General features: G+C 43.0%; 9 protein-coding genes. 7 read left to right on the forward strand and 2 right to left on the reverse strand.

Features of this window, described 5'->3' with window-relative positions:
- Nucleotides 1-20: 20 nt before the first annotated feature.
- The 3 genes from NSTC745_RS15340 (at nucleotide 21) to NSTC745_RS15350 (ending at nucleotide 3,697) form a co-directional block, all read left to right on the forward strand.
- Complete coding sequence (locus NSTC745_RS15340) at nucleotides 21-1,475, forward strand: glycoside hydrolase 100 family protein (RefSeq protein ID WP_445638612.1); 1,455 nt, start codon at nucleotides 21-23, stop codon at nucleotides 1,473-1,475.
- A 305-nt stretch (nucleotides 1,476-1,780) separates the two neighbouring features.
- Complete coding sequence (locus NSTC745_RS15345; protein ID WP_445637902.1) at nucleotides 1,781-3,217, forward strand: 16S rRNA (cytosine(967)-C(5))-methyltransferase; 1,437 nt, start codon at nucleotides 1,781-1,783, stop codon at nucleotides 3,215-3,217.
- A 57-nt stretch (nucleotides 3,218-3,274) separates the two neighbouring features.
- Nucleotides 3,275-3,697 (forward strand): tellurite resistance TerB family protein, encoded by a 423-nt coding sequence (locus NSTC745_RS15350; protein WP_445637903.1) that lies wholly within the window; start codon nucleotides 3,275-3,277, stop codon nucleotides 3,695-3,697.
- A 145-nt stretch (nucleotides 3,698-3,842) separates the two neighbouring features.
- Here the strand turns inward: NSTC745_RS15350 and psb35 are convergent, their stop codons facing one another.
- Together psb35 and NSTC745_RS15360 are read right to left on the reverse strand one after the other, a co-directional pair.
- Nucleotides 3,843-4,070 carry a photosystem II assembly protein Psb35 gene (psb35, locus tag NSTC745_RS15355; RefSeq protein WP_096540538.1) on the reverse strand — a complete coding sequence of 76 codons (228 nt, stop codon included), beginning with the start codon at nucleotides 4,068-4,070 and terminating at the stop codon, nucleotides 3,843-3,845.
- 227 nt (nucleotides 4,071-4,297) lie between these two features.
- On the reverse strand, nucleotides 4,298-6,562 hold the full coding sequence (locus tag NSTC745_RS15360; RefSeq protein WP_445638613.1) for a transglycosylase domain-containing protein: 2,265 nt from the start codon (nucleotides 6,560-6,562) through the stop codon (nucleotides 4,298-4,300).
- Nucleotides 6,563-7,371: 809 nt separating this feature from the next.
- Between NSTC745_RS15360 and folK the strand changes: the two genes are divergently transcribed.
- From folK to NSTC745_RS15380, 4 genes are all read left to right on the forward strand, one after another.
- Nucleotides 7,372-7,842 carry a 2-amino-4-hydroxy-6-hydroxymethyldihydropteridine diphosphokinase gene (folK, locus tag NSTC745_RS15365; RefSeq protein WP_445638614.1) on the forward strand — a complete coding sequence of 157 codons (471 nt, stop codon included), beginning with the start codon at nucleotides 7,372-7,374 and terminating at the stop codon, nucleotides 7,840-7,842.
- 451 nt (nucleotides 7,843-8,293) lie between these two features.
- Nucleotides 8,294-8,842 carry an NUDIX hydrolase gene (locus tag NSTC745_RS15370; RefSeq protein ID WP_445637904.1) on the forward strand — a complete coding sequence of 183 codons (549 nt, stop codon included), beginning with the start codon at nucleotides 8,294-8,296 and terminating at the stop codon, nucleotides 8,840-8,842.
- 7 nt (nucleotides 8,843-8,849) lie between these two features.
- Nucleotides 8,850-9,683, forward strand: coding sequence for an ADP-ribosylglycohydrolase family protein (locus NSTC745_RS15375; protein WP_445637905.1), 834 nt, complete (start codon nucleotides 8,850-8,852; stop codon nucleotides 9,681-9,683).
- 196 nt (nucleotides 9,684-9,879) lie between these two features.
- On the forward strand, nucleotides 9,880-10,689 hold the full coding sequence (locus NSTC745_RS15380) for a prohibitin family protein (protein ID WP_445637906.1): 810 nt from the start codon (nucleotides 9,880-9,882) through the stop codon (nucleotides 10,687-10,689).
- Nucleotides 10,690-10,967 lie beyond the last annotated feature (278 nt).

A 10,967-nucleotide genomic window follows, 5' to 3' on the forward strand; every position in this document is an offset into this window, starting at 1 on the left:
TAAATGGAGTTATTCTGGCGATGCAGTTAAACGAAATAAAAACAAGTGAAAATTCAAAAGAAGTAGCACAAGGATGGGAGGCGCTGGAAAAGTCAATTATCTACTATCAAGGACGCCCGATTGGTACGGTAGCCGCTTATGATTTCTCTGTAGAGGCTCTTAATTATGACCAATGTTTTATTCGAGATTTTGTGTCTTCGGCTATAATTTTTCTGATTAAAGGTAGAGCTGATATTGTTCGTAATTTCTTAGAAGAAACCTTAAAGTTACAGCCCAAAGACAGAGCTTTGGATGCCTATAAGCCAGGTAGAGGATTAATACCAGCTAGCTTTAAAGTATTATCTGAAAATGGACAAGAATATTTAGAAGCAGACTTTGGCGAACATGCGATCGCCAGAGTTACACCAGTCGATTCTTGTCTGTGGTGGATTATTTTGTTGCGTGCTTATGTAGTCGCCACCGAAGATTTTTCTCTAGCTCATCAACCTGAATTCCAAAATGGCATCAGGTTAATCATGGAGATTTGTTTGGCGAATCGTTTTGATATGTACCCAACGCTATTGGTTCCAGATGGCGCTTGTATGATTGACCGCCGTATGGGTATCTATGGCCATCCTTTAGAGTTGCAAGTTCTTTTTTACATGGCCTTGCGTGCAGCTCGCGAACTGCTAATTTGTCAAGGTAATCAAGATATCGCCATTGCAATTGATAACCGCTTGCCTCTTTTATGCGCTCACATTCGCCAACATTATTGGATAGATATTAATCGCCTGAATACGATTTATCGCTTCAAAAGTGAAGAGTATGGTAAAACTGCTGTCAATTTATTCAATATATATGCAGACTCAATTCCCTATTATGAATTAGATAAATGGCTGCCGAAAAAAGGCGGTTATCTTGCAGGTAATGTTGGGCCGTCGCAGTTAGATACTCGCTTCTTTGCAGTGGGAAACTTAATGGCAATTGTTTCTGACTTAGCTACCGAAGAACAATCACAAGCAATTATGACTCTCATTGAAGAACGATGGGATGACTTAGTGGGAGATATGCCCATGAAAATCTGTTTTCCAGCTTTAGAAGATGAAGAGTACAGAATTGTCACTGGATGCGACCCGAAAAATATACCTTGGTCTTATCATAATGCGGGTAGTTGGCCAGTCTTAATGTGGATGCTGACGGCGGCGGCGATAAAAACTAAGAGAACAAATATTGCACAAAGAGCAATTGAAATTGCCGAAGCACGGCTGTGTGATGATGAATGGCCGGAGTATTACGACGGTAAAAAGGGGCGATTAATTGGCAAACAAGCCAGGAAATATCAAACTTGGACAATTACAGGGTTCTTATTAGCAAAAGAGTTGATAGCAACTCCCGATTCTTTACCATTAATTACCTTCGGTAAATTACCAGCAGAAGTAGTTTCTAGAGCATGTGAATTTGAAATTGCTAGTGTAGATCCTCATATGCCTCGATAGTAAGAGACGCGATGAATCGCGTCTGTACAAGAGGGATTTAATGTAAGAATTCAGGAGTCAGGACTCAGAATGGGCTACGCCCCGCTGCGCTAACAGAATGATTGGCAAAACAAGGTTTTGATAGCTTGTGAATTTTATCCAAATTATTAAGCTTATGTTTCAAAGTATTCTCAACTCTGAATTCTGGATTCTGAATTCTTACGATTTAATTTTGGATTTTGGATTGAAGAAAAAATCCAAAATCTAAAATCGCCCAAGTGAGGAGTTAGAATACAAAAGCTTTGTAACTCCTGATTTGTGTTTACATGACAAATGCTCGTCAACTAGCTTTTATCGCCCTGCGAGATGTTCATAAGGGGGCTTATGTTGATGTTGCCCTAGATAGAGTGCTGCAAAAAGTTAATTTGGCTGATAGCGATCGCCGTCTAGTGACAGAATTAGTTTATGGCAGTGTCAGAAGGCAGCGCACCCTAGATACTCTCATTGACCAACTCGCCCAAAAGAAATCTCACCAACAACCAAAAGACCTCCGCACCATCCTACATCTAGGCTTATACCAACTCCGCTATCAAGAGCGTATTCCCGCTTCAGCTGCTGTTAACACCACCGTCCAATTAGCTAAAGAAAACGGTTTTTCTGGACTCACGGGTTTTGTTAACGGTCTATTACGCCAGTATCTCAGGAAAGCAGAGGGGCAGGGGAGCAGAGGAGCAGAGGAGCAGAGGAGCAGAGGGGCAGAGGGGAAAGATTCTTTGTTGCTCCCCCAGTCCCCAGCCCCCCATTTTGACCCGCTACAACTCCCAGAAAACCCAGTGCAACGGCTGGGGATTTTACACAGTTTTCCTGATTGGATTATTCAAGTTTGGTTAGAACAACTGGGTTTGGTTGAGACAGAACAGCTGTGTGAATGGATGAACCAGTCACCAACAATCGATTTGCGGATTAACCCACTTCGCACCTCAATTGAAGAAGTTGAGACAGCTTTGCAATCTGCTGGTGTTTTGGTGAGACGGGTTCGTCATTTGCCTCAAGCGTTACGATTAATCGGTAATGCCGGGCCCATTCAAAAATTACCTGGTTTTCAAGAAGGTTGGTGGACTGTACAAGATAGCAGCGCCCAATTGGTAAGTCATTTGCTCGACCCCCAACCAGGTGAAGTGGTAATTGATGTTTGTGCTGCACCTGGGGGGAAAACAACTCACATCGCTGAGTTAATGCAAGATAAAGGAAAAATTTGGGCTTGCGATCGGACTTCTTCTCGTCTTCGCAAACTCCAAGAAAATTCTCAACGCCTAAATTTAAAATCTATTCAAATTTGCACTGGCGATAGCCGCAATTTTACCCAATTTCACAACACCGCAGACCGCGTATTACTCGATGCTCCCTGTTCTGGCTTGGGAACTATGCACCGTCATGCTGATGCTCGTTGGCGACAGACACCGGAATCTGTCCGGGAACTTTCGATGCTCCAAAAAGAACTAGTATCACATACATCTACTTTTGTCAAGCCAGGAGGTGTATTAGTTTATGCCACCTGTACGCTGCATCCAGCCGAAAATGAACAAGCGATCGCGGCATTTTTAGCTGAGTCACCGAATTGGCAAATCGAGTCTCCCAAGAGCCTTAATTTTCTTGACTTTGGGCATATTACGCCTGAAGGTTGGTTTAAACTCTGGCCTCATCGAGAGGACATGGATGGCTTTTTTATGGTGCGCTTAAGAAAAACCAATAATTCCGAATGATTACTGTTTGGGATTGTACGATTTGGTGGAAGCCTGAATCTAGCAGAGGAGGCAACAATGGTTACCAATTCCAATGTGAAAAACTTAGTTAAAATCCTGATTGGAGCCGCTTGGCTCGATGGCAGAATTCAACCAGAAGAACGGCAATATCTACGCGAAATAGCTCAAGCAAAAGGTTTGGCTAGCGACCCAGAAATAAAACCTTGGCTGTACGAGTTAGTTCCCGTACAGCCAAAAGAGTGCTTTGAGTGGGTTAGGGAGTATTTAGGCGATCGCCCTAGCCTGGAAGAATGTGAAAATTTGATAGAAGCCATCAGTGGCTTAATTTATAGCGACGGCGATGTTGCGATCGAAGAAGCTAGACTATTGACCGAATTGCAAGATATAGCAAAGCCGAATGGGTCAGCCCAACCCGCCCACACTCAGCTTCTCAAACAAATTCAAAAACTTTACCGCCGTTGGGTTGAAGTTCAAAACTAACAGAGAATTTCGAGTTATGAGTTAGGGAGTTGGGAGTTGGGAGTTGGGAGTTGGGAGTTAGGAGTTTTTTAACTCAGCACTCATCACTCATCACTCATCACTCATCACTCATCACTCAGCACTCATCACTCATTCTCATCACTGTTTATGACTTCGGTTCGCCCAGACCCGGAGTTTCTTCTTTATTAACCTTAGGCACAAAATCAGGACGCTCTTTACTTTCCCAACCTGCGGGGCGTTTTGAGTTGTACCAAGCTATTGAACCAATGGTGACAGCGGCAATAAAACCAACGACATATACCAAGGTAAAAGCATAGGGAAAATGAGGGGCGTTTGCTGCGGCTTCTGCTGCTGTTTGCATCAATAAATGCATGGGTATGTTCTCCAAGGTCAGGTAACACTATTTTTAAGACAATATAAAACCAGCGTATCACCTAACATCCCCCTGTAGTTTGAGCAACTCGATCTTGCAGAGGGAAGAGGGGCAGAGGGGCGGAGGGGCAGAGGGGCAGAGGGGCAGAGGGGCGGAGAGGAAAGAACTTGTAAACTCTCCCCTGCTCCCCTGCTCCCCATGCCCCATGCCCCATGCCCCATTCCCAATTATTGAGAAGGTCTGAGTCTATCTCGCCACGATGGTTGTGACGATGAAGAATCTGAAGAGCCAGAACTATTGGCGGGAGATGAAGATCGCCGAGTTCTTCGAGGTGGAGGAGAATCTGATTCTACTCTTCTATAGCGCCGCCGCGGACGAGATGACTCTGAGGAGGAATTACTGGAGCTTGATTCTTCAGTACTGCGATAACGTCTTCTCCGTCTTGGGGTATAGTCACTAGTTGATTGCTGTTCTTCTTGAGAATATCTCCTCCTGCTTCTGCGCCTCCTGGATGAACCACTGTTATCTTCAGAATTTCTGTAATTTTCCCGTTCTGAGTCATCGTCATCAGAGGAAATAGAGCGATTGAGTACTTGTTTGGGCTTGATTGACTGTGCTTTGATGGTGCCTTTGCGACCTTCTAACTTTGGTCGTTTGGGAAACTTTTCTACAGGCATTCCTTCCACGGCTTTTTCCATGAACTCGTGCCAGGTGTAAGCTGCGCTGCTACTGCTGCCGTATGTGGGGCGGTTATTATCGTTACCTAGCCAGACCCCTGTTACCAGTTGGGGAATGTAACCAATAAACCACAAATCGCGGGCTTCGTCGGACGTGCCAGTCTTGCCAGCAACTGGTCTATTATCTAGTTGGGCGGCGCCACCAGTTCCGGCTTCCACAACATTGCGTAGCATCCAAGTCATGATAGCGGCGCTGTCAGCATCAAGAACCCGTTTTGATTTGAAATTAGCTGACCAAATCACTTTGCCTTGGCGGTTAACTATCCGGGTGATACCATGAGGATCTGCGTGCAATCCCTGGGTGGCAAAACTGCCGTAGGCGCTGGTCAATTCCAGTAGATTAACTTCATTCGAGCCGAGAGCTAGGGAATAAGTAGGCTTAAGTTCAGATTTAATCCCCATATCATGGGCTAGTTTAATCGTTGGTTTAAAACCTACGTCAATCAACACCTTCACCGCAACGATATTAACAGAACGGGTGAGGGCATCTCTCATGCTCATGGAGCCGCGGAAGCTTTCACTATAGTTTTTCGGTTCGTAACCGTCTACGACAAAGGGTGCATCCTCATAAGTATCGTAGGGGCTTTTACCGGTGGCGATCGCAGTGGCGTAAACAAATCCTTTAAATGTCGATCCCGGTTGCCGCTGTGCTTGGGTAACTCGATTAAACTGGTTTTTGCCGAAGTCTTTCCCCCCAACCATTGCCTTGATTTCCCCGTTGCGGGGATCGATAGCCACCATTGCCGCTTCTTTAAAGTTCTCCCAGCGTCCCTGATTTCGCAAAGTTTTAGCAACCGCTTCTTCTGCTGCTTTTTGCCAAGTGGGGTTGAGAGTAGTTTCCACTACTAAACCTCCGCCAGACAACACATCAGCAGGAACGTATTTTGGCAATTCTTTCTGGATGTAGGTAGTAAAGTAGGGTGACTCTACTTGCAGTCGCTTGGGTAAACTGGTTTTCAGGGTTAGCGGTTCTTGGGCGGCTGCCTGCCTTTGTTCTGGCGTAATAAATTTTTCTTCTTGCATCCGCATTAATACCAAGTTCCGCCGCTGTTTGGCAGCTGTTGGATTCTTGTCTGGAGCGTACAAGCTAGGTGCAGGAGCTAGTCCAGCAATGGTAGCCATTTCGGCTAGAGAAAGTTGGTCTGGGGATTTACTAAAGTATACCCAGGAGGCATCTGCAACACCGTAAGCGCCAGCTCCCAAATAAACCAGGTTGAGGTAACGCTCTAGAATTTGATCTTTAGTTAACTCTGACTCGATTTTTTGTGCTAGGCGGATTTCCTTGAGTTTGCGCCAGATTGTCTGCTCTTGTTTCAAAAACAGAATCCGGGCTAGCTGTTGGGTGATGGTGCTACCACCTTCTACTACACCTTGCGATCGCAAATTATTCAAACCCGCTCTCAGAATGCCTTGAGCATCGATTCCGTTGTGTTGCTGAAATCTTCTATCTTCTGAGGCTATAAAAGCTTTTTTTAAATTATCTGGTATTTGCTCTAGCTTTAGCTGTTCTCTAGTGGCTTCACCTTGTTGTTGTAATATAGTGCCATCCGCAGCTTTGATGGTCAGTGTTTGTTCTCTAACAACAGCATTGAGTTCGGCTTTATCGGGCAAGGTGCGATCTATTACACTGACGCCATAGAGCGAGGCAAGTATCCCACCACCCACACCCAGGCCTGCCCAAAACCAGATCCGACGATAGATTGGTTTATTCCTAGTTGCCCGTTCGGGCTTCATTCTTGATGGTAAAATTTTCATTTTGCTCAGTAACTGCCTCGCCTGTGGCACATGTGCTGGTGGTAAGCTTTCATTTGTTGCGGATTCCTCGTGTCGATGATGATTACCAGGTGGCAATCGTGGTTCTTTGTTAGAGCCACTCAAATTAGTTGGTCTTGGTTTGAACCAGGAGGTCAGCTTCCCCACGTCAGTTCCTCGATCGAAGTAGTAGTAACTACTTAACCACCATCAATAAGCTTTGGGGTTATAGCACCACATTGTGTTAGTATACTATCCTATTAATAATTAACTTAATTCACTATTAAGAAGAATTCAAAACTCAGACTAAAGAAGTATTTTATTATACCAATAAATAATTGTAACTGGGTAAGCCGAAGGGCTGGGATATTAGACCTCTTGCAAAAATAACTTTTGCAAGAGGGGAAAAGGGAAAAGGTTAAAGGGAAAAGGGTTTTTATGAGCCGCTTTCCCCTTTACCCCTTACTCTTTTCCCCAATAAAAGCAAGAAGTCTATTGAAGCTTATATAAAAAATATCCAATTGTTCCTGTGGGGTGCAGATCTTGTCTGCCCTTTGTTACAGGCGGGCGAGACGCCCATCCCACAAATACTGGTAATTTATTGCTAATCGGTGAGCGTTGGCGGCCGACTTATGAATTATTGTTGAAAAATAATGTTTTTTCGATTCAATGAATTGGATTTTGGCAAAATACTGCAAGATTCAAAAGTCTTCGGAATATCTAAACTCTTGAAATTTAGCAATGGTGCGGGGGAGTATCCGCAAAAACAATTCCAAAACGATCGCCAAACGGTAAAGCGTGCTAAAACGGCCATTGCCCTTGGTAGTAATATGGGAGATTCCCAGGCAATTTTAGAAGCAGCGATCGCAACTTTAGCTCAAACCCCAGGCATTTTTTTAGAAGCAAGATCCAATTGGTATAAAACCAAAGCCGTGGGGCCGCCACAACCAGACTACTTAAACGGTTGCGTCACATTGCAAGTCGAAATGCTACCCCAGGAGTTATTAGAAAATTTACTCAAAATCGAACGGCAATTTGGGCGCGTGCGTCAAGAACGGTGGGGGTCGCGAACCCTGGACTTGGATTTGTTATTATTTGATGACTTGATTGTGGATACACCAAATCTCCAAATCCCTCATCCTGGAATGCGGGATCGCGCTTTTGTATTAGTACCACTTGCGGAAATCGCCCCAGATTGGGTAGAACCAGTTTCTGGACGTGTCATTAAAGAACTGCTCAAAGAGGTAGACTGTTCAGATGTACATTTATTGGCGGGCAATTAAAATTACCACCTATAAACGTCAGCGATTAGCTTTAAAATTGCACAGTTACTCATGCTATTGAGTGTTGACGGTTGACAGCCAACACAAAAAAACGTGCTGCGTTAAATGTTATCGGCAGCTTACAACAGTGCTAGTTTTAGCTCTTTATTGCAAAACTTTGCGGATTGTATAGCCAGAAGTTGTAAAATATAGATATATTCCCACAGCTAATCACTTAATCTAGTTTGCAAAAAGTACGAGTTCTGTAGCTTCTTCCTTCATTAACCTCTAGTCTAAAAATAGCGAGGTAATCAAACCAGGAATTTGTCAACAACAGTAGTTTTGAATGCATTCTTGATATGGGATAGAAGTTGTTTAGTTCAGCTATGAAACTAAAACTTCTAAGCTAATGAAATTGGATATTTGTCCATATAATCTTCAACTATTTACTGAATAATTCAGATTTTTTACTATGCCATTAGGTAGAGAATTACCACAACTGTTGAAACAACGCTTGTTTCATAAAGGACGCAAGTTTGATTTTGAAGTCAATCGCTTACGCTTACCCAACAAATCAGAAGGAGAATGGGAGTGTATTCGCCATCCCGGCGGCGCTTTAGCTGTGCCTGTGACACCAGAAGGTAAACTTGTACTCGTGCGCCAGTATCGTTTTGCAATTCAAGGACGGATATTGGAATTTCCTGCGGGAACTCTAGAACACAATGAAGATCCTTTAGCAACGGTACAACGGGAAATTCAGGAAGAAACTGGCTATAGTGCCCAAAAATGGCGAAAACTAGGAGAATTTTTTCTAGCGCCTGGTTATTCTGATGAAATTATTTATGCTTTTCTGGCTCAAGATTTAGAAAAGCTGGAAACTCCACCACCTCAAGATGGAGACGAGGATATGGAAACTGTATTATTGACTCCGGAAGAATTAGAAAAAGCTATTCTGGATGGAGAGCCGGTAGACGCTAAATCAATTTCTAGCTTTTTTCTGGCGCGTCCATTTTTAGTGTAGTACCAATATGCTGCTAGAGTTAGCAATCGCAGATGCCTACGGTGCAGGCTTTGAATATGCTGACGAAATGCTCGTTAACAACGATTTGAGTCGATACGTGCAACACCCACGTTTTCGACTCATTCCTGGTAACTACACCGATGACACCCAAATGAGCATTGCCATTGCTGAAGTAATTGTTGCTCAAGCACCGTGGACGCCAGAAGTTTTAGCCGAAAGCTTCGTTAGAGCTTTTAAACGCGATCCCAGACTAGGATATGCAAGAAACTTCTATAATTTTCTCTTAGAAATCCAAAATGGGGAAGAATTAATCGCAAAAATTCGCCCTGACAGCGACAAAAGCGGTGCGGCGATGCGTGCAGCACCCATTGGTATTTATTCCACACCAGAAAAAGTCATCGAAGCGGCAACAATTCAAGCTGCAATTACTCACAATACACCAGATGGAATCAACGCCGCTGTTGCCGCAGCCTTGATGTCGCATTACTTTATCTATCGGCTGGGGCCAAAACGCAAATTAGGCAAGTTTTTAGAAGCTTATGTATCTGGGCAGTGGTCTAAACCTTGGCAAGGTGAAGTAAAATCCAAAGGCTGGATGAGCGTCAGAGCAGCCATCACTGCCGTCATGGGAAATGATAGCATGAGCCAACTTTTACAAGATTGTATAGCTTTTAGTGGTGATGTGGATACGGTGGCAGCCATCGCACTAGCCGCCGGTTCTTGCAGCGAAGAAATTACCCAAGACATTCCCAACCATCTCATCGCAGGTTTAGAAAATGGGACTTACGGTCGAGATTACCTCATTGGGCTAGATCGACAGTTGATGAGTTTAGTCATTTAAAGGCAAATTTAGCTTTTCAAATACTACGGCTTTTCGATAATATTACAGTATTTTAAATAGACTAAAGCTACCTAGTCCTGTTAAAGTAACTTATAAAATCTTAGTTCTGGCTATAAAATCTCTGCGTTCTCTGCGCTGTGGTTAGAGGATATTTGAAAAATCCTCTTGATGCAAGATGCATAAATGTTTCAGACAAATGACAAAAAATACAAATTTTAACCGTGCAGGCAAACTGACTGCTCTTTTGTTCTTGATAACTCTCTTGCTCACGCCTTGCATAATTGTCAATGCAGGAGAACGTGGCGTTTTAATGAAATTTGGCGAAGTCCAAAACCAGATATTAGGAGAAGGAATACACTTCATTATTCCTGTATACAATACTGTTAAAAAATTGAGCGTGAGAGTCCAAAAGCAGGAAATTTCTGCGGAAGCTTCTTCCAAAGACTTACAAAATGTTTTTACAGACGTAGCTCTAAATTGGCATATTATTCCTCAGGAAGTAAATGCCATTTTCCAAGAGATTGGAGACGAACAAAATGTTATTGACCGAATCATTAATCCAGCAGTTGAAGAAGTATTAAAAGCCGTTATGGCAAAGTATACTGCTGAAGAAATAATTACTAAACGAGGAGAAGTTAAAGCTGAAGTAGATGATGCTTTAACTACACGCTTGAATAGTTATCACGTTTCAGTCGATGATATTTCTCTTGTTCACATCCAGTTTTCAGAAAGATTTAGCGAGGCTGTAGAGGCAAAACAAATTGCCGAGCAAGAAGCAAAAAGAGCAGAGTTTATTGCATTAAAAGCAACAAAAGAAGCCGAAGCACAAGTTAATTTAGCAATAGGAGAAGCTGAGGCACATAGATTATTACGCGATGGTCTAACTCCACAAATATTACAAAGGCAAGCAATACAAAAATGGGATGGGAAGCTGCCGTTAATTGTCAGTAAAGATGCTCCAAAATTAATGAATATAGGTGAATTTTTAAAACTCAATCAAAATTGAAATTACTTTTGACGGAAAAATATTATAATTTCGGAATTTAAAACCAATCCAGTATTATTGGTATATCAGATCTAGCTTGAAAATAGGGACTGGAGACACTTCGTTGAGCTTCAGTGCATCGCTGGGGACTGGGAAAGCAAAATTTCGTTTAATTTGTTGTGTTATTTATTACATGAGTGTTTAAATTAAAAATGAGATATTGCTGGCTGGCGGTAGGGCTTAATTGATGTTCGTGTTATTATTGTGTCATTTATTACCTTGTTCTATGCTGAAAATAG

The organism is Nostoc sp. DSM 114161 (genome assembly GCF_052692665.1).

What these genes read in the sequence shown, in the direction of transcription:
- NSTC745_RS15340 (WP_445638612.1), top strand. Translation starts at nt 21, where the DNA reads ATGCAGTTAAACGAAATAAAAACAAGTGAAAATTCAAAAGAAGTAGCA.
- NSTC745_RS15345 (WP_445637902.1), top strand. Translation starts at nt 1,781, where the DNA reads ATGACAAATGCTCGTCAACTAGCTTTTATCGCCCTGCGAGATGTTCAT.
- NSTC745_RS15350 (WP_445637903.1), top strand. Translation starts at nt 3,275, where the DNA reads ATGGTTACCAATTCCAATGTGAAAAACTTAGTTAAAATCCTGATTGGA.
- psb35 (WP_096540538.1), bottom strand. Translation starts at nt 4,070, where the DNA reads ATGCATTTATTGATGCAAACAGCAGCAGAAGCCGCAGCAAACGCCCCT.
- NSTC745_RS15360 (WP_445638613.1), bottom strand. Translation starts at nt 6,562, where the DNA reads ATGAAAATTTTACCATCAAGAATGAAGCCCGAACGGGCAACTAGGAAT.
- NSTC745_RS15370 (WP_445637904.1), top strand. Translation starts at nt 8,294, where the DNA reads ATGCCATTAGGTAGAGAATTACCACAACTGTTGAAACAACGCTTGTTT.
- NSTC745_RS15375 (WP_445637905.1), top strand. Translation starts at nt 8,850, where the DNA reads ATGCTGCTAGAGTTAGCAATCGCAGATGCCTACGGTGCAGGCTTTGAA.
- NSTC745_RS15380 (WP_445637906.1), top strand. Translation starts at nt 9,880, where the DNA reads ATGACAAAAAATACAAATTTTAACCGTGCAGGCAAACTGACTGCTCTT.